This is a genomic window from Arthrobacter sp. 05L417, from assembly GCF_056397865.1.
The window spans coordinates 1-23337 of sequence record NZ_JBFTOG010000036.1 but is presented as its reverse complement, the minus strand read 5'-3'; the positions used below and the strand labels follow the sequence as shown (position 1 = coordinate 23337).

Here is a 23337-nt window from a genome sequence, read left to right as displayed (position 1 = left end):
CGGGACTTAGGCGACCGCGGCTGGCTCCTTGGGCGCTTTCAAGGTCCTCCTGAGTTGCGGCGATGCGTCGATCCGGGCTTGGGCATCTCGCAGTGCCAGCACCGCCGTCTCGAGCTGGGCCGGCGCTAGCGTGTACGGGACGCGCATGAAGTGCTCAAAAGCTCCGCCGACGCCGAAGCGAGGGCCTGCCGCCAATCGCACGCCGAAGTCCGGGGCGACGACGGTGAGCGCGGTACTCGACGGCGTGGGCAACCTGCACCAAGCAGTCAGCCCGCCGCGCGGCCGTTCCACGTGCCAATCAGGCAGGTGCTCGGCCAGTAGTCCGAGGAGCGCTTCCCGGTTCCGCCGCAGCTCGGCAAGCCTGGCGTCCAGCGGTTCGGTGAAGGCCCGGAGCAGCCGAGCCGCCGCCAATTGCTCGACGACGGGCCCGCCCAGGTCCATCGTCGTCCGGGTCTGCACGAAGCGGCTGATCAGGTCCTCTTCAGCACGGATCCACCCGGTCCGGAGCCCCGCCCAATGGGACTTGCTGAGCGAACCGATAGTCACCACCGCCGGACTGAACGCCGCGAGCGGCGAGGTGCTGACGGCGTCGAGGTTTAGCTCCCGCAGCGTCTCGTCCACCACGATGACAGTGCCCGTCCCTGCCGCCTCGCGGACCAGGCGGCGGCGCTGGAGGTTGGACATGATCCGCCCTGTGGGGTTGTGGAAGTCCGGCACGAGGTAGGCCATGGCCGGGCGTTGATGGCGCATCGCCGCCACCATGCCGTCGATATCCCAGCCGCCCGACGTAGGCTCCACTCCACCGCCCGACGTCGGCTCCGCGGCAGGCGGCATCGGCACCGGAACCGTGCGGGAGCCCGAAGCGCGGATTGCGTCGAGCGCGTTGGGGTAGCTGGGATGCTCTACGAGGACCTTCTGTTGCCGCCCGGCGAGGGTCCTCAGGATGATGTTCAGCGCGTGCTGGGCCCCGGAAGTCACCAGTATCTGCGCGGCCGTGGTGGGGACGCCGGCTACCGTGTAGCGGTCCGCGATGGCTTCCCGGAGCGGCGGGAGGCCTACCGCGTCGTAGCCAAAACCGGGCAACAGTGCCGGGAGGTCAATCAACGCATCGGCGAAAGCCCGGTGCACCACCTCACCCGTGGCCGGCAACGAAGCATAGGCGAGATCAAGAATCCCATCCGGAACGGCCAGTCCCGGTCCGCTGACGGGAACTGTCCGGTGCGGAATGCCCGTTCGGCCCCGGCTGCCCTGGCCACCGCTCAGGAATCCTTGCTCGCGCAAGCTGGCGTACGCGGCGGTGACAGTGGTCCGGCTGACGCCCAGGGTGACGGCAAGCGCGCGCTCACTGGGCAGCGCGACATCGAGCGGGATACGCCCGTCCATGACCAAAAGGCGCACGACGTCGGCAAGCTCGCGATAGGCGGGAGCGGCGCCGGTGTTCCACGGACCGAGGAGACGCGCCATGGCTGTGGGGTTCAGGGATCCGGGCATAAGACCAGTATTGCAAACTGGCTATGGAAAGCAATGCCAGTTTTCGGGAGCATTGTTTCATGATGACCCGCAGAATCACCCAGCTCCTGATCGGCCTCGCGATGTATGGGATCTCCCTGGCTATGTTCATCCGGGCCGGCCTTGGCCTGGATCCCTGGGATGTGTTCCACCAGGGCGTCTCGGGGAAGATCGGGTGGAGCATCGGCACCGTCGTGGTGGTTGTCAGCTTCCTGGTCCTTCTCCTCTGGATCCCGCTGCGGCAGATGCCCGGCTTCGGAACCCTCGCCAACGCCGTGCTGGTGGGTGTCTTCGCGGACATCGGCCTGGCCCTTATCCCTGCGTTCTCGCACCTGGGTGGCCAGATCGCCATGCTCGCCGGCGCCGTGGTCCTCAACGGCATCGCCTCAGCTTGCTACATAGGCGCACGCCTCGGCCCGGGCGCCCGCGACGGACTCATGACGGGACTTGCCCGCCGCACTGGCTGGTCGGTGCGCTTGTCCCGGACGTTGATCGAGGTTGTTGTGCTTGGCGTGGGCTGGCTGCTTGGCGGATCCGTCGGCGCGGGAACTGTTGTCTATGCCTTGGCCATCGGACCCCTGGTGCAGTTGTTGTTGCCTCTGTTCACGGTTCCGGAAAAGGCCCGTCAGACTGCCCCTGAAGCGGTTCCGGCCGTTCCGTGACGCGGGTTCTTCCTGGCGACTCGCTGATTTCCTGACGCCCTCGGAATTCCGGGGGCGTCAGGAAATTTCCGCAGCGTCAGCCGGGCGATTTGGGCTGGCACTCCGGGCAGAAGTAGATGGTCCGGTCTTCCAACCCCGACGCCGGTCCCAGCACTCCACGACGGATGGGCGTACGGCAGCGAAGGCATGGCTGGTTCTCCCGCCCGTACACCCAGTATCCGGAGCGGGGCGTTCCCCGGACTCCAGGGAACGCGGTGCCGCGCGTGATCCTTGGTCCCGGACCCAGATTGGCTTCGAGCAGGACCTTGGCGTCCGCGAGCATCCCCGCCAGATCCTTCACAGCAGATACCGGAGCGGCTGGATGCACCCCGGCCAGGAAACACGCCTCGCAACGGTAGATATTGCCGATACCGGCAAGGTTCCGCTGGTCCAACAGCGCGACGCCGACCGGTGTGTCCGGCGCGGCCCGGAGCCGACGAACGGCCTCTTCCGCGTCCCAGTCGGGCCCGAGCAGGTCCGGGCCGAGGTGCCCTACCACCCGGGACTCGTCCGGGGTCGGGATCACTTCCAGGATTCCCAAGGAGAAGCCGACGACGTCGGCCGTCGCCGTGCGGAGGACGCACCTGGCCGTGTGGCCGGGTTTCCTCCACCGGCCACCGGGGGCATAGACCTGCCAGCTTCCCTCCATTTTCAAGTGCGAATGGACGGTCAGCCCTCGCCGGGGTGGTCCGGCCTCCGGCGAACCACCCGCCCCGGCGCCCCGAGCGTCCGCCGAACCACCCGCCGCCGAGCCGGGCCCCGCGGAACCACCGTCCGCCGGCTCCAACAAGCGCATAAGTAAGTGCTTTCCCCGCGGCACCACCTCGGACACGGTCCATCCGGCCAAGTTAAGCGTGGCAAACCTGGGTACCCGGAAGTCCGAGGAGACAAGTTTCTGTCCAGCGAGGGCCTTGTGCAACTCCGCGGCGGCCCGCCAGATCGAGTCGCCCTCAGGCACGGATCCCCAAACCCTTCGGCGTGGAGTACGCCCCGGCAGCCGCAAGGGCAGAAGCCACAGGGGTGTCCAAGAGGTCATGGCCATTGACTTTCTCCATGATCAATTTGTCCACTGCCCCCCGGCGCACGACTCCCACAAGCGCCGCAGCGGCAGCCGCCAGGACGGCGTCGTCATGGCTGAAGGTCAGCAAGGTCTTCCCGCCGCGTTCGACGTACAAAACCAAAGCGCCGTCGACCATCACCACCAGGGCTCCTGCTTTCCGCCCAGGACGGTGACCCGATCCGGCGTCGACGGCCAGCGCGGGCCACGGGAGGGCCGCACCGTACGGGTTGGCGGGATCCGTTGCGGCAAGGGCCAAAGCGAAAGGCTCGGCTTTGGCGAGTTGGGCATCTTCGGTGAAGGAACGCAAACGGTCCACAGTCGCCGGCACTGCAAACTGGGCGGCTCCGAGGTGCTCGATGAAGTAGCCGCGGCGGCAGCGTCCGGCTTCTTCGAGGCGCGCGAGGACTTTGTACATCAGCCCGAACCCGCCCACGATGTTCTCCACCATGACGGAGCCGCGGGTCACTACGCCGTACCTGTCGAGGAGGAGTTCGGCGGTGCCACGCGCATGGATAGTGGGGTCTAGCTCAGGAGCCGGCAACGCCGACCAGCGGCCAACGGCCAGCGGGGGAGTCGGAGCTGTTCCGGTGACCGAGCCGTAGCGGCCGCCCGTGAGTCCCGGCGACCCCATCAAGCCCGTGCCATGCGAGCGGCCGAGCCTGCTCATGCGCAGGGATCTTGCCCGCGGCGGCCGGGCTGGCTGCTTGTGCGCCGTGCGGCCGCCGGCAATCATCGCGCGGACAGGGGCGAAGGTATCGCCAGTGATGCGGCCAGCCCAGACAAGATCCCACAGGGCAGCCACCACGGCGTCGTCGCTGAGGACAGCATCCATGCCGCCCGCAACCTCGGTGAGTTGCCGGAAGAAATAGGCGCCCCCACCGCTCTGCAGGTACTCCAGAAGGCGGAGCTGGGCATCGCCGGGCTCGAAATCAGGGTCCGGGTTGAGCGTCAGTTCCGCGGCTTCGGCCACATGGAGGCTGATCCACCCGTCGTTGCCCGGCAACGAGCCGGCCCCGGACCACAAGACTTCGCCAGCGGCCATGAGCTCGTCCAACATGGCCGGCTGGTAGTCCGAGATCCGGCTGGCCAGCACCAAAGGCTCCCACGCCGACGCCGGAACAGGCACGCCGGAGAGCTGATCGACGGCAGTCATGATGCCGTCGAGCCCTCGCAGTGCCGGGGCGCCGCTGCCTCCAGAAGAACCAGGGCGGCCGGCAGAGGGCGCGGACACGTTTTGCCAAGAGGGCAGGAACCTGCCGTACGCGGCAGCATCCACCGGCTCCACTTCGGCGCGCAGAGCGGCCAGCGAACGACGCCGGAGCTTGCGCAGCACTTCGGAATCGCACCATTCGCTGCTCGGCGGAACAGCCTGGAGTTCCGGTTCCGCAAAGGGTTCGGTCCCCTCATTGGGAACGGTGTCCGGCACACTCGGGTGCGGTCGGAACTCGCCCTCCACCACGCGGCCGTCCGCCGCCAGGCGTTTGAGCGCAGTGCTTACGACGGCGACACCCAGTCCCAGCCTCGCAGCGGCTTCCTCGGCCGTGAAGGGTCCGTGGGTTCGTGCGTAACTGGAGACGAGGTCCCCGAGTGGATCGTGGACGGGTTCGATGAAGGCGAGCGGCACCCCCATGGGCAGCGGAACGCCGATGGCGTCCCGGAGCCGGGCGGCGTCCTCGATGGCGGCGAATCGTTCCACACCGCTGAGGGTCACCGTGAGGGCGCGGTTGGCCTTGCGCAGCGCAGCCAGATGCGATGCGGCCAGATGCGCTCCGGAGGCCCGATGCGACTCGACCACCAGTTGCGATGCCGTCGGATCCGGGGAACCATCCGTGGAAGGCTCCACTCCTTCGGGCTGCAATCGGGCAGCCACTTCTTCGACGCTCAAGGGGCCCAGCAGGCGCAGCAAGTCCGCGACTCCCTCCATGCCGCGGACTTGCCGATCCGGCGCCAGCCGCTGGAGTTCGAGCTCGGTGGCCTCAATGACCTTGGCGTCCAGGAGTTCGCGCAGTTCCACCCTGCCCAGGAGCTCGTTCAGGAGCGTGGAGTCGAGGGCCAAAGCCGCGGCCCTGCGTTCGGCGAGCGGGGAATCGCCTTCGTACAGGTACTGGGCCACGTACCCAAAGAGCAGCGACTTGGCGAACGGGGATGGCTGCTGCGTGGTGGTCTGTACCAAGCGCAGTTCCCGGCGTTCGATCGAGGCGGCAATGTCTTTCAACGCGGGGAGGTCGTAGACATCCTGCAAACACTCGCGCACGGTTTCGAGGACGATGGGGAATGAAGGGTATTTCTTGGCGACATCCAGCAATTGCGCCGAGCGTTGCCGTTGCTGCCAGAGCGGCTGCCTTTTCGCAGGATTCTGCCGCGGCAACAACAAAGCGCGCGCGGCACACTCGCGGAAGCGGGAGGCGAACAAGGCACTTCCGCCAACCTCCGCCGTCACGATCTGCTCAAGTTCCTCCGGATCGAACAGGAAAAGCTCAGCCCCCGGAGGCTCGTCTTCCATCATCGGCACCCGCAGCACGATGCCGTCGTCGGCGGCCATAGCGGAACCGTCCAGGCCGTAGCGCTGCTGAAGGCGCTGCCCGACGGCGAGTGCCCACGGTGCGTGGACCGGCATGCCGAAGGGGCTGTGCAGCACCACGCGCCAGTCGCCGAGTTCGTCATGGAACCGTTCGACCACGAGCGTCCGGTCATTGGGGACCACTTCCGTGGCCTGCTTCTGTTCGCCCAGATACTGGAGCAGGTTGCCGGCGGCGTAGTCGTCCAGCCCGCTGGCCTTGCAGCGTTCCAGCGCGGGACCTTGATCGGAAGCGGAGAGCTCGCGCACGAATGCTCCGAGGGCGCGGCCGAGATCCACCGGCCGGCCCAGGGAATCGCCCTTCCAGAAAGGGAGTTTTCCGGGCTGCCCGAAGGCGGGCGAGACGAGGACACGGTCGTGGGTGATGTCTTCGATTTTCCAGCTGGTGGCACCCAAGGCGAAGATGTCCCCGACGCGTGATTCGTAGACCATTTCCTCGTCGAGCTCGCCGACGCGCCGGCCGCCTTTGGCAGCGCGCGACGCCGGACTGGGCTCCTGTGCGGACGCCCCACCGGCCTGGCCGGAACCAGAACCGGAGCCGGAACCCTCGCTCTCGGTGCCGATGATGTACACGCCGAAGAGCCCGCGGTCCGGGATGGTGCCGCCTGAGGTCACGGCAAGGCGCTGTGCTCCCGGCCGGCCTTCGATGGTGCCCGCATTCCGGTCCCAGATGATGCGCGGCCGGAGTTCGGCGAATTCGTCCGAAGGATACCGTCCGGCCAGGAGGTCCAGGGTGGCTTCGAAAGCTGAGCGGGGCAAAGTGGCGAAAGGAGCGGAGCGGCGCACGGTGGCGAACCATTCCTCGACATCGATGCTTCCCAGCGCGGTGGCGGCGACCGTTTGTTGGGCCAGGATGTCCAAGGGATTGGCTGGAACATGGAGGCGTTCGATCTTGCCGCTCAGCATGCGCTCCACGGTGATCGCGGTGTGGACGAGGTCTGCCCGATGCTTGGGGAAGAGTACGCCTTCGGAAATCTCACCCACTTGGTGTCCCGCGCGGCCAACCCGTTGCAGCCCGCTCGCCACCGACGGCGGCGACTCGACCTGGACAACAAGGTCCACCGCGCCCATATCGATGCCCAGTTCCAGGGAAGACGTGGCTACAACGCACCGCAGCCGGCCGGACTTGAGGTCGTCCTCGATGAGTGCCCGCTGGTCCTTGGATACGGAACCGTGATGCGCGCGGGCCAGGACCGGATCGGCGCCGCTCGTGCTTCCAGCTTGGGCCATCATGTGCGCGGGGGTCGCCGTCGAGGACGGCAGCCCCGAGAACGGCCCCGAGTCCACCACTGAATCCGCCGGGAGAGAGAACACATCCACCGCCATGAGTTGGCGTTCCGCGTAGATCTCGTTCAGCCGGGCTGTGAGTCGCTCCGCGAGGCGCCGGGAGTTGGCGAACACAATGGTGGATTGCTTCGACAGGACAAGATCAACGATCTTCTCCTCAACATGCGGCCAAATGGACGCTTGAGGTTGCAATCCGGAGGCCGGCCCGGAGTCGAAGGCACCCGCAGCTCCCGCCAGGTCGGACATGTCCTCCACAGGAACGCTGACGCTGAGGTTCCAGTTCTTGCGCGACGGCGGTGCGACGATTTCCACGGGTGCCGAACCGGCGAGGAACTGTGCGACGAGCTCGCGCGGCTCCACGGTGGCCGAGAGGCCGATCCGCTGGGCGGGTTTCGGCAGCAACGCATCAAGCCGTTCCAATGACACCGCGAGGTGCGCGCCACGCTTGGTGCCTGCAACTGCGTGGACCTCGTCGACGATTACGGTGTCCACCTCGCTGAGCGTCTCCCGGGCTTTGGACGTCAGCATGAGGAACAAGGACTCGGGCGTGGTGATGAGGATGTCGGGCGGGTGGCTGAGCAGCGCGCGGCGGTCCGCCGTCGTCGTATCTCCGGAGCGGACCCCGACGCTCACCAAGGGGGCCGGCAGCCCGAGCCGTTTGGCGGTCTGCGTGATGCCGATCAGCGGCGAGCGGAGGTTCCGTTCAACGTCCACGCCGAGTGCCTTGAGGGGTGAGATGTACAGGACGCGGGTCTTGCGCTTGGGAGCTTTGGCACGTGCGGGTGGGTCCTCAAGACCCGGAAGGGCGTCCGCGGAAGCAACCGGGGACACGGACAAGAGCCGGTCCAGCGCCCACAGGAATGCCGCGAGAGTCTTGCCGGAACCCGTGGGTGCCACCACGAGGGCGTGCGATCCCGAAGAAATGGCCTTCCACGCACCGTCCTGGGCAGGTGTGGGCGCGGAGAAAGCACCGAGGAACCACTCGCGCGTGGCACGGCTGAAGCGGTCCATGGCCGTACGGCCAGGACCGCCCGGTAGCTTCTGCTCCTGCATTCCTCCATCATGCCTCACGGCACCGACACAATAAGGTTCAGGGCTAGACCGCCTACCCCGCCTGGAACGCCTGGACGCTCAGGAGGTTGATATTGGTGTTGCTGCAGGCCGTGCGTTGCTGCGGGATGAACAGCGAGGCAGTGTCCTCCGGTGGGTAGACCCGGAAGCCCGCGGCAGGTGCCTGGGTGCATTCGGGGTAGTTGCCGGCCTGGGTGTAGCGGAGTTGGGCGAAACCGGCCTTCCCCGGAGCAAGGACCACTTCCGTCACAGGCTGGGTGTCGTCGCGCGCGGCGGCCGCGCCGATCGGATCGCCCGTGGGTCCGGACGTGAGTGAGACGCCCGGGAAGCCATTGAGGACACAGGGTTGCGTACCGGAGTTGGTGAGGATGAGTTTCATGTAGACGCTGCCTGCCGCTCCACCCCCGGTGGAGTCGACAGAAGCCGTCAGCGAGCCGGCTTTGCAGAGGGCGACGCCGGATGCCGTCGTCCCGGAGCTCGATGGTGTGGCGCTACCGCTTGAAGTCGGAGTGCTCGAGGCCGAGGGTGACGACGAGGCCGAAGCCGTGTCGCTGGGCGTGGCTGTGCCCGAGGGTTGGACTTGGCTTTGGGCGCAGCTGGAGAGCAGGAATAACGAGGTTGCTGCCATTGTGAGCAGGAGACCGTTCTTGACTCGCATATTCGTCATGCGCACAGCATTTCGTCGTCATTTGCCGGAGTCAACTACGGCGCGGCAGCGTCGCCGGATTGGCGTCCGGATCGTAATGTTCCGGACGCCGACCCAGCGGACTCGTTACTTGGACACTGAAGCCTTGGCGGAACGGCTGCGGAAGAAGGCCGCGCCGCCCAGCCCCAGCCCGGCCACCCCTGCGATCAGGCCGGCCCAGCTGCGTGCCTGCGAGCCGTCGTCGGTAACGGAAGCTGCTTGCTCTGTGGAGATTGAAGCAGCCATGTGACCACCAGCCGCGGCGGTTTCCGCGGCTGTGACGGCCACCGACGGAGCCGGAGCCTTCAGCGAGTGCGGGTCCTGGCCGTCCTTCGGGATTTCAGCCCAGTTTGTTTGCCCTTGCTCGCAGTTCTGGAGCGTCGGGAAGTAGAGGGTCTTGCCGGCGGTGTCGGGCAGCTTCACGGACAGGACCAGAGCGTCGCGCAAGTGCGGGTCCAGCGGGGCCTTGGCCGTGTAGACGATCTGGCTGGTGCGCTTGGTGATGGATGTGCCGTCGGCCAGTTTCTTGGGTTCGGGCAGGGTCTGCGTCCCCTTCTCGACCGTCCAGTTGGGGTTCACCGTGGGCGTGGCGTCCGTCAGTTCCTCGGGGAGGTTGATGGTCAGCTTGGTGGTGCCCGAGGTGTCGCAGCCGTGCGGGACGCCGAAGGTCAGTAGCGCGTACGAGTTGGCGGTGGTCTTGTCCGGGTTGATGGAGACGTGGGCGGATGCGCCTGCGAGCCCGGCCATCATCAGTGCGGCGGTGCCGCCCGCGATTGCGGTAGCGGAGAGGGCACGGCGGAGTGAGGACTTGTTCATGGTTGTTGCCTTTCAACGGGCGCGCGAAAGCGCGCCAAAGTGCGGGGGATGTGCCCGTCACCAGTTGAAGGCGGTGCCGGGCGGAGTCAGGAGGGTACGACGACGGCGGGCGGGCCGCGTCTGCTGTCTTGCCTGAGGTTCCGCCACGGGCGGGGGATGAATACCGGAGGTGCGCTGAACGCAACAGCTCCGCTACCGGCGTCGGGCCTGAAGATCAGTCGGAGGAGCTGTAGGAGGGGACGAAGCCAAGCCTCGAGCTGCCACAGTGCCTGCTCGCCCTTGGCCAGGAGCAATGCCGAAGCGGCAGTGGCGAGGGCGTGCCCGGTCAGCATCAACCAGCTGAGGGGAGTGTCGACCTCGTGAAAATGTACTGTTTCAGCGCCCAGCGGCGGGGAGAGGTGTTCGGCCGCCAAGTGGTGTGCCGGTGAACCCGGAGCCGGAACGGTAAGCGGGCCGAACGCCGTGAAGGCTTCGTGCAGGACCAGCTGGCCGGCTCCCAGAAGCGCGGCGATGGCCGGGAATCCGAGCTTGAACCGGGTGGCAAGAGTCGTGACGAGCCCGGTCAATGCGAGGACGGCCAGCAATACCGGTGCCACGGGAAGCGCGCCGCCGGAGAGGACGTGGGCCCCTGCCGCGAGGGCCACAATGGCGATAGCCAGAGCGCCCGAACGCATGGCATGGAAGGGTGTCCGGGCATGCGATGCGCGCACGGGTTCCTCCCTCGGTAGCGTTCAAGCGGATGGTTGACCGTCCAGTTCCGGCTGGTCAACCTGGATATTCTATCGGTGGTTCGTGACCGGGCCGCTGTCGGATGGGTCAGGTGACGGGCCCGGTTCGAAATTGTCTTCCATCGTAAGAACCAGGGCGAGCGCCGGGATCACACACTGGATGACCGCCGGGGGAACGGTGTAGTGGGTGTCCACGTCGACGAGGCCAAGATCGGCGAGGGTGGCGAGCTCGCGGAGCGCCCGGATCGCCTCGAAAGTGGGCAACGCGCTGCCCACCGTTTCGTTCGCTGCCGCACTCTTGAGTTCGTCCACGCTGACGGGCTCCCCACTGGCTCCCTTCAAGAGGACCCTGGCCAAGGTTGCATTATCCCGGGGACCTTTTTCCCCCATGCTGCCGGAATCCATCACTGCACTTGCAAGGAATACCGTGAGGAACTCACGCCGGATCTGAAGCCTCGAGTCGAGGTCCTGGGAGTGCCACGATTCGGCGCCAGCGCCAGGTACCGCACGCGTCGAACCGATCGACAGGATACGGGTGCCGACCATGGCAGCCCAGATATCGCTTAGTACGGGAACTTCGTGCATGGAGCCGGCTTCAAATGACTCAGGATCGACTTCGCCCTCGACTTCGGCCGCGCCCTGGCCCTCCGGGAGAGGCCGTTTCCCGGTCTTTTTCCCTCTGGCTTTCACTCCTACCGCTCCGGCCGCACCTTCAATGTCTTTCAGCCGGAGCACGCCCGTGCTGGTGACGTCCTTTCCGGATCCCAGCCACTCCAGCAAACGTCCGGTCAACTGGAGGACCGGGAGTTCCTGGAACGCCCGGTCCTGCTCTTCGTCGGAGAGCTCCGGGATATCGCCTGGAAGATCCAATTCCCCGTCAGCTTCTTCGTTGAGGAGCATATGGAGGACGAAGTAGTCCTCCTCGGTTCCCGACCAGCGGCCCGTTTCAAAGAGGAATTCAGCATAAAGGTGCAAGTAATCGAAGATCTCGACAAGCGCCTCATCGCTGTCAGCCACGTCAGGCATCCCGGCAAGGGCAAGGGCTGCATCGTCCAAGCTGTCAGGGTCGAACCTGGTTGCGGAGCTTTCCTCGCTGATCGCGTGGCTCGCCGAGATGAAGAGTTTGACGATGTGCAGACACCTTAAGGCGTCTTCGGCGTCACTGAATCCTTCGTACCAATGAACGAATTCCGGGGTGAGGGAGTCGACTACGCGATGGTTGAGGACCAACTGCAAAGGCATTTTGGGGGCCGAAGGCACTGCCTTGAGGTGCCCGCCGCGGGCCTTTGGCTTTTTCGTCTTCCGGCTCATGGCCGCTCCTTCGCTTCCCGGGCGCACAACTACCGCACTGACGTTACCCGAATCAATACGCGGGTTTGGAAATCAGGCAGTTATTGCTGGACCGCCCTCCGACGGCTTGCCGGCTTGGCCTTTGTCGGACGGACCCTCGCTCTTTGGCCCCTTGCCCGCGGATTCCGGCGCGGATTCCGGCGCGGCTTCCGAATATCTGCGTGCCGCCCGCGAGCCGGCGATGGTGCTTGCCCCGATGCTGATGAGGGCGCCAAGGATCATGGCGGCCGCTTCTCCCGGTTCCAGCAGGTGCAATTGGGAGCCGATGGTGGCGGCTGCAACCGGTACTCCCAATTGGGACGAGGCCAGTACTGCGAGCGGCAGGGGCTGGCCGAGGGCCCGGATGCTTCCGTGCACCAGCAATGTTCCAAAGCCAAGGCAGATCCCGAGGAGGATCATTCTCGGGCTGCCCGCGAGGGTCCGCAGGTCGAGCGATGCGCCCAGCCAGACGAAGAACACCGGCCCCAGGAAACCATCGCTCACGGCGAAGAGCTGGTGCGCCAGGCGACGGGGTTCGCCCACCGCGGAGACCACCAGACCGAAGGAGAACCCGGCCAGCATGATGGAGACGTGGCCAAGGACCGCGAGCCCTGAAAGCGCGAACAGCAAGGCCAGCTGGATCCGTAGTTCTAAGGCGAACTTCCGGTCTTCGGAGATGTCGTGCAACCTTCCGCGGTTGCCGCTGTTCTCCAGCCAGCGAAGCACAAAAAACAGGACCAGCGCGCAAGCCGCGACGACGGCTGCCCCGACCGCCGCTCGGCCGGCGTTCGGCGGGTCAACGGCTAACGGAAGCGCCACAATGCAAGCGATATCAGCGATCGCCACTTGCGCCGTCGTCGTCAGGACCTTCGGCCCTGTCAGCCGAAGGGAGTCGACGATCGGCAAGACCAACGCTGCTGAGGAGGACGCGAGCAGAACGATGTAGAGGGGAGCATGTCCGGTGCCGAAGGCTAAAGCGATGACGACTCCGACGACGGCGGCCAGCACCGCCGCGATGCCGGCGCGCAGTGCGCCGCTACCCAGTGCGGGACGGATGGCCTTGTCCCGTACGGGGACATGCGTCCCGGCGACGAACATGATGAGGGCGAATCCGACGTCGGCCACGAACGTGAACGTCGGATCCGAGGAGTCCACCAGGCCGAGACCCGTGCGTCCGATGACGATGCCCGCCAGCAACTGTCCCAGCACAACCGGAAGGTGCCATTTCCGGGGGAGCGCGAGCAACGGTCCGAGGAGCGCGACCGCGGCGATCAGCGAAAGCTGAAAGAACGACACACGTTCCTCCTTCTACCGGCGTTGCGGTTGGTTAGCGGCGGTCACCGGGGCGCATCAGCCAGTTTCAGGGGAATGTCGGTGTTTTCGTTCGTGTAGTAGCTTGCGCACACCCGGTGATAGCCATCGGCCACTTGCGCAGGAATGCCCCGGGCAAGGTCGCCCTTGACCATGAGGATAGGCGAGAGCCTCTTGCCCTCCTTGATCTTCTTCAAGTCCGAGGCGACGTGGGCGTTGTCCTCGGGCAACAGCGCCAGCCGCGCGGCACGGAGGATGTCCTTGGCCTTGCGGTGCTGGATGGGCGCATCCTTGAGCGCCGCGACCACGGAGGCAACGACGTCGTCTGATTCCAACAGGGACAAATAGTCCGCCGCGCTCGGATAGTCCTGGTCCTCGGGCTGCGCCAACCAGCGGACTTCGTCTTTGTTGTCATCAGGCATGCGTTGTGCTCCTTGGCCAGCGGTAACGGCTTGCAAACGTAGGGGGCGCCGGACGCGGGACCTTGGAGAGGTCCGTGCCGGGACGTCGTCGTCGTAATTCAAGGGCGAGACTCTCCTGACCGCGCGCCATCGCCCAATGGTGATTCGCGGCAAAAGCGGGCTTGAGCAGCCAGCTTAGCCGCCGGAGCAGCGGTTTCGAGGTGCTGACCCGCCAATCATAGGTGACCACCGTTTCCGGTCCGTCCTGTTCGAAAGTCCAGCGCCCGGTACCGCTCAGGTCACCGCTCGCTGCGATCGCGAAACCTCTCTCGGTGATGGGTTCGGTGACAGTGAACCTCCAGCGAAGCGTGTACGGCAGCCAGCCTTTCGAGTGCAGCGAGAAGGCTTTTCCGGTCCCGTCCGCATTTCCCGGATCCAGCGGAACAACCCTCAAATACACCGAAGGCCACCAGTGGGGCAGTGTTCCGGCGTCGCCCAAAATATCCACGACTTCGCGCGGGGTCCCCGCGACGCGCCACACTGTGAGGAACTCGTAGTCGGCGTTGCTCTTGGAAATGCCGCCCATTGCTGCCTCCACGGCGCGGATGGATAGTGGACTCACAGTACTCATGCCGTTGCACACGGTCAACGGCCCGGCTTCGGTGTGCCCGCGGGCCGGTTACTCCCGGACGGTCACCGTCAGCCGTTGGATGTCATTGTTTCCCATGCCTTGATAGTTCCACTCCGGCGCCTCCGGCTGGGTCTGCCCGGTGGAATCCGTCGCGCGGCATGCCAGCTCGTGGGAACCGGGCGTTGCGATCCACGTGAACGTCCATCCACGCCACGCATGCCGGCCGGTCGGAGCTTGAAGTTGGGCCTCCTCCCAGGCCCCGTCCACACAGACTTCAACGCTATCTACGGTTCCTTTCCCGGACCAGGCCCGGCCGCTCAGCTGGACAGGTCCGGCGTCGACAGTGCGTTGCCTCGTGAAGAAATCGGGGACGCCTGGGGGAGCCATGAGGGAGCGGACTTTGATCCGCTGAACGGGTTCGCCCGGATCGTCTGCGTCTTGGGTGTAGCGGTAGGAGTCGAGCTGTTGGTAACCGTCGAAGCTGTGGTCTATTGCCTCGATGGATTGCAGCCATTTGACGCTCGTCATCCCGTACCAGCCCGGAACGAGCAGCCGGACAGGGTAGCCATGCTGCGGTGGCAGGGCTTGGCCGTTCACCTCATAGGCGAGCAGGACGTCGTCGGACATTGCTTCCGCGAGCGTCAGGCTGCGCGCGTATTGATGCTCCACACCGCCTTGGATCCCGCGGTCCGCGCCCGTGAAGACGAGTTCGACGGCGTCGGGGGAGACGCCCGCGTCGAGCAGCAACGGAGCGAGCGGGGTACCGGTCCATTCGGCGGTGCCCACTCCACCCTGGTCCCATGGTTGACTCACAGGCCGCGGTTCCAGCCGCGAGCGGCCGTTGCCGGCGCACTCCATCGTGACGGCTTGAGTGCGGCGCTCGCGGTGCTGGAGGTCAGGCAGGGTGTATTCGTGCGGATGGTCTACGAGTCCGCCGATATTCAGCCGCCACGAGACGGGATCGATCTGGGGGACGTCGAAATGGACCAGGAGATAGTGCATGCCCAGCGGTGTGACGGGCCATCGGAGCATCTCCAACGGCATGGCGTGGTTGCGCGAAGCCAGTTGCAGTTCTTCGCGGGTGATGGGACCGGTTGTTGGAGTGGCCGGTGTGGTTGGTTCTGTCGGAGCAGCAGGGGCGGTGGGGGCCGGGGTGGCAACAGCGGCGCCTTCCGCTGTGCGGCGGGTGTTGACGCTCATGATCCCAGTATGGCCGCCCGTGGCGGTGGTGTCACTGATAGTTTGAGTCCTAAACAACCTCAGGAGTCCGTTGATGGCGCGCCCGCTCAAACCCTTGATCTCCATCGATGCCGTGGTCACGGCCGCCCTGGAACTCATTGATGAGACCGGCGATTTTAGCCTCCCCAAACTCGCCGCGCGGATCGGTGTCAGCCAGTCCTCCATCTACAACCACGTGTCGGGACGGGAAGAGATCCTGGAACTGGTCCGGGGCCGCATTACCGAAGGCGAGCCGTTGCCTCTCGACGTGGCTCCCGGTGCCGAGGCCAGTTGGGAGGATGTGCTGCGGTCCGAGATCCGCACCTACCGGGAAAACTTCGCCCGGCATCCGCGTGCGGCCCCGCTCATGGTGATGCAGACCGTCCGGAACCCCCACGTCATCGCCCTTTATGAGCGCATGGCTTCTGCCCTGGAGGATGCTGGCTTTCGGGGCCCTGAGGTTGCCTCGACCCTCGCCATGATTGACAGTTTCGCCATTGGCGCGGCGCTCGACCTGGCCGCTCCGGGCAGTGTTTGGGATGTGGCACCGGGCACCGACTCCGCGCTGGGACGTGCCGTAGAGGGAGCATCGGAACTCACCGACCGGGCCGAAACGGCTTTCGAGTTCGGGCTTGAGGTCCTCATGGACGGCCTGCGCTTGCGGGCAAGGCCGGATGGGGCGTTGACCAGGCAGGATCCCGCGTAGTCAAGGGAAGTTTCCGCCCGGGCTTGTGCTCGACGAGGTTGCTCGCCATACTAAACGAAAGCCTTTCGTTTAGTGATTAAGGAACCCCCAGTGACCACCTTGCCGCGCACCCTGTACCGAAACGCCAAGATCTTCACCGCAGCCGGGCCTGCTGCTGCCGAGGCCATGATTGTTGAGGGAGAGCGACTGGCTTTTGTTGGCAGCGAGCCCGAGGCGCTTCGGATGGCGGTTCCGGCCGCCGTCGTGGATTTGGGTGGTGCCTTTGTGCTCCCGGGCTTCATCGACGCGCACACGCACATCGTGATGATGGGCCAGACCATGCAGAAGGTTGCCTTGCGCGACGCCGCCAACCTCGAGGAGATCCAGCTCCGCCTCAAGGAAGCCGCCGCCGCAAATCCGGAGGCTCCGCGCATCCTGGGCACCAGCTGGCTGTTCTCGGCCATCCCGGGCGGTGCGCCGACCGCGGCGATGATTGACGCCGTCGTGCCCGACCGCCCGGTGTACCTGGACGCGAACGATCTCCACTCCATGTGGGTCAACACCGCTGCGCTGGCGGAGATGGGCATCGACAAGGACACACCGGACACGCTGGGCGGCAGGATCCTGCGCGATCCGGAAACGGGCGAGGCAACCGGGCTGTTGGAAGAAACCGCGATGCATGAGTACGCGTGGCCGAAATTGGCTTCCATGACAACCGATGAGCAGCGCGACGAGCACTTGGCTGCGGCATTCGAGCACTACTTGTCCACAGGTGTGACGAGCGGAATCGACATGGCGCTGGTCGAAGACGAGCTTGGCGCGATGCGTCGTGCGCTGGCGAGGGGAAACGGAACGCTGCCCCTACGTGTCAACGCCCACTGGCTGGTTGCTCCTACCGGAAACCATGAAGAAAACCTTGCCCAGGTGGCTCGCGCGGCGGAGCTGGCCCGCGAGGTGAATTCGCCGTGGCTGAGGGTGATCGGCATCAAGATCATCGCGGATGGAGTTATTGACGGCTGTACCGCAGCCATGAAGGAACCGTATGCGGACGGCAGCAACGCGGAGCTGATCTGGCAGCCCGAGTTCCTCAATCCGGTGGTAGCCGCCGCCGATGCCGAGGGTCTCCAGGTAGCCATTCACGCGATCGGCGACCTCGCATCCGAAGTAGCCCTTGACGCCTTGGAATACGCCAACGAGGTGAACGGGCCCAGGGATCGACGGCACAGGATTGAACACATGGAAACCGTGACGGCGGAGAGCATCCAGCGCCTGGCAAGGCTGGGTGTGGTGGCTTCCATGCAGCCCGTCCACGCGGATCCGGCTGTGCAGAAGAACTGGCGTGCCATGCTGGGCGACGATCGCGTCGACCGCGCCTACCCGTGGACGGAATTCACCGACGCCGGCGCCACCCTGGCCCTGGGCTCGGATGCTCCCACCGCCCCGCACCAGCCGCTGCCCAACATGTTCGTCGCGACCACCCGGAAGTCCGCCTTGGACGCGAGCCTGCCGGCGAACCTGCCGAAATACGCCCTGGACCTCGCCGACGCACTCAGCCATGCCACCCGCGATGCGGCCTACTCCTGCCGCCGGGAGGCTGAGCTGGGTACGCTCGCCACCGGAATGATGGCGGACTTTGTGGTACTGGACACGGACCCGTTCGACGCCGGACTGGACTCCCTGCTGACGGCGTCAGTCGCGCTCACTGTGGTGGGCGGGGAAGTGCGGTACCGGGGGTAGGGGGCCGGGGCTCCGGGTCCGACGTCGGGCTATGGGGCCGTCGGGCTGTGGTGCCGTCGGCCTGCGGGCCGTTGGGAAAGTATTCTTCATTGAGTTGGTCTTTGGTGCTCGCGCTCCTGGACTGAGACAAATGAAAGAAGGAGAGCCTCCGTGAAGATCCGTGCCCCACGACTCGACGTGAGTGGCGTTCTCCTAGTTTGGGCCTTGATATTCGGGCTGTGGCAGCCTTTTGTATGGTGGCGGGGGATTGTCGCTGCCGTATGTTTGATCTTCGCGCTGTGGGGTTTTCTTGCTTGGTACCGGCGTCGTCCTGCGCGGGGACGTTAGCGCACTCTTTTCAGGGCGGCTGGCGGTTATCTGTTTTTGAGGAAGATTGCCATGACGATGATGCCGCCGATGATATCCAGCACGGCAAGGACCTTTCCGGCAGTTGCCTTGACCCCGGCCGCTTCGGCCCGCCGGGCCATAATGAACGCTACGGCCCCCGCAGCAATGCCGAACAGGAACAGCCCGACGATGCCGATGATGATGGATGCACGGCGGTACTTCTGTCCCTGCCGAAGGTGGAACTCGGCCATGTCCGGCTCCGTCTGGCCATTTTGCTGCGGCATCGTTTCGTTTTGAAGGTTGTTCGAGTCGGTCACGTATTCCCCCTGAAGATTTTGGGCACTGTTCAGTGCAAATGAATGAAGCTTACGCTGCGGATCGGGTTCTTTCGCGCATTCTTGTGGTGGTCCTCCGTTCGTCACAATCAGACCCCTTGATCAGCCTCTTGCCGATCTAATCAATTAGGATGTAGTTTTCTCTCAGCATTCCGTGCTTTGGGGGAACGGTCTATTTTTTTGGGGATCCCGCGCACTTCCTTCTCGTAAAAGTGGTCCCGTGGGATCTCGTCCTTCATTGCTGTTGCGCGCTTTTTGCGGTTTGTCGGTCGTTGCGGGTCTTCTGACGGCGCCTGGCGCTGCGTGGGCGGGGCCACCGCCCGCGGGCCTCGGCGCCGGAATCACGGGCCCGGTCACGGAAAGCGTGGCCAGGACGCAGGCGTCCCAGAATAAGACCGATGTCGTGGTCGACGCCCTGACCACCCCGACCGAGCAGACCGTGGCGCACCCTGACGGGACGTTCACGCGGACGGTGACCGCCGAGCCGGTCCGGATGCAGTCCGGCGGTGGCTGGCAGGATATTTCCACTGACTTGGTCCAGGCCACCGTCAACGGAGCCTGTCAAGTTGTTTGTGTAGGAGGACCGTTGTCTTAGTTGTTCAGGTAGGGCCTAAGCCGGTCGGGGTAGTTCAGGATAAGGATCCCCGGGGCTTCGTTCCATCCTGGGGTGAAGGTGCCTTCGATGAGCTTGTGGACGGTTTTGGAGCGGTTGTCGCGGGTCTTGCTGTCCATCTTGGCCCGTTCGCTGGCGCGTTTGTCCTCGATGTTGCAGATGGCGAGCCAGAGTAGCTTTACCGCTGCCTGGTCGTTGGGGAAGTGCCCGCGGTTCTTGATGATCTTGCGCAGTTGGTAGTTCAGCGACTCGATCGCGTTGGTCGTATAGATGATGCGTCTGAGTGGTGGCGGGAACGCCAGGAACGGTGTGAATTTCTCCCAGCTGTTGCGCCAGGTTCGGACCGTTGCCGGGTATTTCCGTCCCAGATCGGAGGCCTCGAACTCGTCCAAGGCGTCTTGGGCGGCGTCGGCCGTCGGGGCGGTGTAAACCGGGCGCAACGCGGCGGCGACCTTTTTGCGGTCCTGGTAGCCGATGAAGCGCATCGAGGCCCGGATCAGATGCACGACGCAGGTTTGCACGGTGGCTTCTGGCCACGTTGCCGCGACGGCTTCGGGGAAGCCGGTGAGCCCGTCGCAGCAAACGATGAGGACGTCCCTGACGCCGCGGTTGGCCAGTTCAGCGCAGACCCCGGCCCAGAACTTCGCTCCCTCGGCGGCCTCGACCCAGATGCCCAGGACGTGCTTGATGCCGTCCATGTCCACGCCGACGGCGATGTGCGCGGCGCGGTTCTGGACCTGATGGCCGTCCCGGACCTTGATGATGATCGCATCCAGATAGAGAATCGGGTACAGCGGGTCCAGCGGACGCTTCTGCCATTCCAGCACCTCTTCGAGGACCTCATCGGTGATCTTGGAGATGGTCTCTCGTGAGAGTTCGGTGCCCAAGGTCGATTCCAGATGGTGGGCGATGTCCCGGATCGTCATGCCGCCGGCGTACAGACTCACGATCATGTCATCCAGGCCTCCGGTGCGGCGGGAACCCTTGGGAACCAAGCGCGGAGTGAACGAGCCATCACGGTCCCGTGGGATGGCCAGATCCACGTCACCGGCCGAGGTACCCAGGGTTTTGGGATAGGACCCGTTGCGCGAGTTCGGAAGGAAACGCCCGACCGGGTCACCCTTGTCATATCCCAGGTGTCCCGACAACTCGGCCTGCAGCCCGCGTTCCAGGGAGGCTTTGATCAGCTGCTGGATGAAGCCATCCTTGCCATCGAGCTCCAGCTGACCGGAATCAATCTGCGCCATCAGCTCATCAAAGGCACCAGATGCCTTGAACGCATCCATGCTGCCGGCAGCCGCGGCCCGCACAGCCAATTCCTCCGGAGTCACTTCACGGGGTTCAGTCATGGCCACAATGATTCTCCAATCACCTAGCGACTACAGCCCTCCCACACAAACAATCTGACACCCTCGTATCCGCGTCCGTGACCGCCTCGGACGGCACGACCATCACCGACTCGCCATGGTTTGTCGGCACGGCAGTTGAAACCCAAAAATTCCTGGGCGAGACCGGCCCGCAGCTGAGCACCACCATCACCACCCCCTGGGCCGCAGGCAGCGCGACCGCCACCGGATCAGGGACCGGTTCTCCGACAGCCCGGCACACCGGTACAGCCTCGGTGAAGAAGATCATTGCCAGCAGCCCCGGAAACGGCACCCGCACCACCACCACGTCCAACACCATCGACGGCCTCGGCCGGGTTACCTCCGTGTCCGATTCGGGGGAGACCGGCGTAACCCCCGGCAGTTGCACAGTGACCGCTTACGCGGACAGCACCGGCGCAGAAAGCACCGGCGCGAACCTGCTGTCCCTGCCTGCCACCACCACGACCTACGCAGGGCCCTGCGCCGCGAACGGCGCACCAGCCGGGAACATCCTCACCGCCGCGCAGACACTCTATGACTCTTCCATGGCCGCCACCCCCGGCGCGCCCGGGTACCAGGCCCCGACCCTGGGCAACCCGGCCCGCACCGACACGGCCACCGCCGTCAACGGCACGACCGTCACGACCTGGAAAACCGGACCCACCCTGGCCTATGACCCTCTGGGCCGGACCGTGACTTCCACGGACAACACCACCGGGACGGCCCGCACCACCTCCACTGCCTACACCCCGGCGACCGGTCTGCCCGCCTCGGTGACGACGACCAACCCGCTGGGCTGGACCACCACCACCGCCTTCGAAGCCATCCGGGGCAACAAAACCACCGCTACGGATGAGAACGGGAACGTCACCAGCTACCGGTACGACGCTTCCGGACGGGTCACCGGGGTCTGGGACCCCATGCGTCCGCAGGCCACCAACACTGCCCCGACCCAGGCCACGGCTTACACGATCTCCCAGAATGCACCTTCATCAATCCAGCGCACCAACATCAACGGCAACGGCCAACCGATCTCCAGCTACGAGATCTACGACGGGCTCGGCAGGATCCGCCAGACCCAGAAACTCTCACCCGGCGGGGGCACCATCGCCACCGACACCTTCTACAACTCCTTCGGCGCCAAACAACTCGTCAACAACGACTACTACTACACCACCAGCCCCGGGACCACCCTCATGATCCCCAACGTGGGCGTATCCTCCTCGGACCAGTACGACTACGACGCCGCCGGGCGCCTCATCACCGACACCGCCCTCACCAACGGCAACCAGACGCTCTGGACCACCAACACCAGCTACACCGGCGCCGACACGAGCACGACCACCGGGCCGGGAAGCGAATCCGCGGCCACCACTATCGTGAACGCCAGCGGCAAAACCGTGTCCCGGTTGCTCTACCACGGCACCACACCCACCGGCACCCCGGACACCACCAGCTACAGCTACGACGCCCTGGCCCAGATGACCTCCATGACGGACACCGCCGGCAACCAATGGACCTGGACCCTGGACGCCGCCGGCCGCCAAATATCGGCCACCGACCCCGACACCGGAACCACAACCACCAGCTACGACCCATCCGGCCGTATTGCGACGACCACGGATGCCGCAGGCAGCCTGATCAGCTACAGCTATGACGCCCTGGACAGGACCATCAGCACCAGCATCACCCCGCAAGGCGGCACCGCGCACACCCTCACCACGAGTACCTTCGACGCCGAGAAGAAGGGCCACCCCAGCACCACCACCCGGTACAACGGTCCCAACTACGACCAGCCCGTTACCACGGCCGTGTCCGGATACAACGCCGCCTACCAGCCCGGCACGACCACCACGACACTGCCGGGCGGCCTGGCTGGTTACGCCGGGGACTACACAACCACACGCACCTACACCACGACCGGTCAGGTGAAGAACCAGACCACGCCCGCGCTGGGCGGTCTAGCAGCCGAAACAACGTTCAACGGCTACGACGAGTTCGAAAACCCGTCTTCCGTTTCCGCCGGCTCTGACACCATTGCCGGCGGGACCCAGTACAACAATCTGAACCAGATCGCCGCCTTCCAGCAATACGACCCCAACTATGCAAGTCCCACGGCCGACACCACCGGGCTGAACCAGCTCACCTTCACCTGGGACGCGACCACCGGGCGCCTGGCCAACCAGTCCGCGTCCAACCGTGCCAAAGGTGTCCTCGCCGACCTGGGCACCACCAACTACAGCTACACGCCCTCGGGCAAGCTCAGCGCCAGGGAACAGTGGTTCCCGTCGCGGCCTGGGCAACCGGATGACTACCAGTGCTACAACTACGACTACGCCTCCCGGCTCGCCTCGGTCTGGACCGCGGCCGCGAAGAACTGCACCACCGCCCCCACGCCGGACTCGACGTCGGCCGCGGGGCTTGGCGGCCCGGCACCCTATGCCCAGGCTTACAGCTACACCCCGGCCGGGGACCGCTCCCAGGTCAAACGCTTCGATGCCACCGGGAAACTCGCCACCACCGAAAACTACAACTACCCCGGCAACCCCACCGATCCGGGTGTCTTCTCACCCCAGACCCCGTTCCGGCAGTTGGACACCCGTAACGGCCGCGGCGGCACCAACGGTCCCGTCGGCGCCGGGCAGACCGTGAACCTGAAAGTCACCGGCCGCGGAGGGATCCCCACCAGCGGCGTCTCCGCCGTAGCCCTGAACATCACGGTCACCTCCACGACCTCGTTCGGGAACATCACCGCCTACGCCGGAGGAACACCGCAACCGGGCACCTCGAACGTGAACTAGGGACTGCCCCCGGTTTTGTTGACTCCTTGACCTAGCGAGCTGGTGCTCGTGGAAGGATGTTGACCATGCCGACGGCTTATGGGGCGGAGTTCCGCCAGGATGTTATTGATGTGGCCCGCAAGGGCGAGGCGCCGCTGGCGCAGATTG

General features: G+C 65.3%; 18 protein-coding genes. 5 read left to right on the top strand and 13 right to left on the bottom strand.

Features of this window, described 5'->3' with window-relative positions:
* Positions 1-6: 6 nt before the first annotated feature.
* Positions 7-1491, bottom strand: a complete 1485-nt coding sequence (gene yczR, locus AC1DJW_RS20740; protein ID WP_476902373.1) for a MocR-like transcription factor YczR — start codon at positions 1489-1491, stop codon at positions 7-9.
* Positions 1492-1550: 59 nt separating this feature from the next.
* Between yczR and yczE the strand changes: the two genes are divergently transcribed.
* The gene (gene yczE, locus AC1DJW_RS20735) at positions 1551-2171 is read left to right on the top strand and encodes a membrane protein YczE (RefSeq protein WP_390281317.1); all 621 of its coding nucleotides are present in this window, start codon (positions 1551-1553) and stop codon (positions 2169-2171) included.
* A 76-nt stretch (positions 2172-2247) separates the two neighbouring features.
* Here yczE and AC1DJW_RS20730 read toward each other — a convergent pair whose 3' ends face one another.
* The 10 genes from AC1DJW_RS20730 to AC1DJW_RS20685 form a co-directional block, all read right to left on the bottom strand.
* A complete protein-coding gene (locus tag AC1DJW_RS20730) occupies positions 2248-3168 on the bottom strand; it encodes an Fpg/Nei family DNA glycosylase (RefSeq protein ID WP_476902372.1) in 921 nt (306 codons plus the stop codon).
* The gene (locus AC1DJW_RS20725; RefSeq protein ID WP_476902371.1) at positions 3161-8188 is read right to left on the bottom strand and encodes a DNA glycosylase AlkZ-like family protein; all 5028 of its coding nucleotides are present in this window, start codon (positions 8186-8188) and stop codon (positions 3161-3163) included. Before AC1DJW_RS20725 ends, AC1DJW_RS20730 begins: the two co-directional genes overlap by 8 nt.
* 52 nt (positions 8189-8240) lie before the next feature.
* The gene (locus tag AC1DJW_RS20720; RefSeq protein WP_284753133.1) at positions 8241-8873 is read right to left on the bottom strand and encodes a DUF4232 domain-containing protein; all 633 of its coding nucleotides are present in this window, start codon (positions 8871-8873) and stop codon (positions 8241-8243) included.
* A gap of 105 nt (positions 8874-8978) precedes the next feature.
* Positions 8979-9707: a YcnI family copper-binding membrane protein gene (locus tag AC1DJW_RS20715; RefSeq protein WP_476902370.1), complete on the bottom strand. Its 729-nt coding sequence runs from the start codon at positions 9705-9707 to the stop codon at positions 8979-8981.
* Positions 9708-9793: 86 nt separating this feature from the next.
* On the bottom strand, positions 9794-10417 hold the full coding sequence (locus AC1DJW_RS20710) for a hypothetical protein (protein WP_390281308.1): 624 nt from the start codon (positions 10415-10417) through the stop codon (positions 9794-9796).
* 69 nt (positions 10418-10486) lie between these two features.
* Positions 10487-11746, bottom strand: coding sequence for a hypothetical protein (locus AC1DJW_RS20705; protein ID WP_476902369.1), 1260 nt, complete (start codon positions 11744-11746; stop codon positions 10487-10489).
* 72 nt (positions 11747-11818) lie between these two features.
* Positions 11819-13060 carry a cation:proton antiporter gene (locus AC1DJW_RS20700; protein ID WP_476902368.1) on the bottom strand — a complete coding sequence of 414 codons (1242 nt, stop codon included), beginning with the start codon at positions 13058-13060 and terminating at the stop codon, positions 11819-11821.
* Positions 13061-13101: 41 nt separating this feature from the next.
* Positions 13102-13497 (bottom strand): hypothetical protein, encoded by a 396-nt coding sequence (locus AC1DJW_RS20695; RefSeq protein WP_284753137.1) that lies wholly within the window; start codon positions 13495-13497, stop codon positions 13102-13104.
* A complete protein-coding gene (locus tag AC1DJW_RS20690) occupies positions 13490-14062 on the bottom strand; it encodes an SRPBCC family protein (RefSeq protein ID WP_476902390.1) in 573 nt (190 codons plus the stop codon). Before AC1DJW_RS20690 ends, AC1DJW_RS20695 begins: the two co-directional genes overlap by 8 nt.
* Positions 14063-14155: 93 nt before the next feature.
* A complete protein-coding gene (locus AC1DJW_RS20685) occupies positions 14156-15307 on the bottom strand; it encodes a sulfite oxidase (protein ID WP_390281302.1) in 1152 nt (383 codons plus the stop codon).
* A gap of 73 nt (positions 15308-15380) precedes the next feature.
* Between AC1DJW_RS20685 and AC1DJW_RS20680 the strand changes: the two genes are divergently transcribed.
* Positions 15381-16031 (top strand): TetR/AcrR family transcriptional regulator C-terminal domain-containing protein, encoded by a 651-nt coding sequence (locus AC1DJW_RS20680; protein WP_390281300.1) that lies wholly within the window; start codon positions 15381-15383, stop codon positions 16029-16031.
* Positions 16032-16121: 90 nt separating this feature from the next.
* On the top strand, positions 16122-17747 hold the full coding sequence (locus tag AC1DJW_RS20675; RefSeq protein WP_476902367.1) for an amidohydrolase: 1626 nt from the start codon (positions 16122-16124) through the stop codon (positions 17745-17747).
* 353 nt (positions 17748-18100) lie between these two features.
* Here AC1DJW_RS20675 and AC1DJW_RS20670 read toward each other — a convergent pair whose 3' ends face one another.
* Complete coding sequence (locus AC1DJW_RS20670; RefSeq protein ID WP_476902366.1) at positions 18101-18496, bottom strand: hypothetical protein; 396 nt, start codon at positions 18494-18496, stop codon at positions 18101-18103.
* A 133-nt stretch (positions 18497-18629) separates the two neighbouring features.
* Between AC1DJW_RS20670 and AC1DJW_RS20665 the strand changes: the two genes are divergently transcribed.
* Positions 18630-19004, top strand: a complete 375-nt coding sequence (locus AC1DJW_RS20665; protein ID WP_476902365.1) for a hypothetical protein — start codon at positions 18630-18632, stop codon at positions 19002-19004.
* Here AC1DJW_RS20665 and AC1DJW_RS20660 read toward each other — a convergent pair.
* A complete protein-coding gene (locus tag AC1DJW_RS20660) occupies positions 19001-20308 on the bottom strand; it encodes an IS256 family transposase (RefSeq protein ID WP_476902389.1) in 1308 nt (435 codons plus the stop codon). The two genes, AC1DJW_RS20665 and AC1DJW_RS20660, sit on opposite strands and share 4 nt — an antisense overlap.
* 140 nt (positions 20309-20448) lie before the next feature.
* Here AC1DJW_RS20660 and AC1DJW_RS20655 point away from each other — a divergent pair, with 140 nt between their 5' ends.
* Positions 20449-23190 carry a hypothetical protein gene (locus tag AC1DJW_RS20655; protein ID WP_476902364.1) on the top strand — a complete coding sequence of 914 codons (2742 nt, stop codon included), beginning with the start codon at positions 20449-20451 and terminating at the stop codon, positions 23188-23190.
* The last annotated feature ends 147 nt before the right edge of the window (positions 23191-23337 follow it).

Coding starts and splice junctions, on each gene's coding strand:
- AC1DJW_RS20685 (WP_390281302.1), bottom strand. CDS start 15,307: ATGAGCGTCAACACCCGCCGCACAGCGGAAGGCGCCGCTGTTGCCACC.
- AC1DJW_RS20695 (WP_284753137.1), bottom strand. CDS start 13,497: ATGCCTGATGACAACAAAGACGAAGTCCGCTGGTTGGCGCAGCCCGAG.
- AC1DJW_RS20715 (WP_476902370.1), bottom strand. CDS start 9,707: ATGAACAAGTCCTCACTCCGCCGTGCCCTCTCCGCTACCGCAATCGCG.
- AC1DJW_RS20690 (WP_476902390.1), bottom strand. CDS start 14,062: ATGGGCGGCATTTCCAAGAGCAACGCCGACTACGAGTTCCTCACAGTG.
- AC1DJW_RS20725 (WP_476902371.1), bottom strand. CDS start 8,188: ATGCAGGAGCAGAAGCTACCGGGCGGTCCTGGCCGTACGGCCATGGAC.
- AC1DJW_RS20680 (WP_390281300.1), top strand. CDS start 15,381: ATGGCGCGCCCGCTCAAACCCTTGATCTCCATCGATGCCGTGGTCACG.
- AC1DJW_RS20720 (WP_284753133.1), bottom strand. CDS start 8,873: ATGACGAATATGCGAGTCAAGAACGGTCTCCTGCTCACAATGGCAGCA.
- AC1DJW_RS20705 (WP_476902369.1), bottom strand. CDS start 11,746: ATGAGCCGGAAGACGAAAAAGCCAAAGGCCCGCGGCGGGCACCTCAAG.
- yczE (WP_390281317.1), top strand. CDS start 1,551: ATGATGACCCGCAGAATCACCCAGCTCCTGATCGGCCTCGCGATGTAT.
- yczR (WP_476902373.1), bottom strand. CDS start 1,491: ATGCCCGGATCCCTGAACCCCACAGCCATGGCGCGTCTCCTCGGTCCG.
- AC1DJW_RS20660 (WP_476902389.1), bottom strand. CDS start 20,308: ATGGATGCGTTCAAGGCATCTGGTGCCTTTGATGAGCTGATGGCGCAG.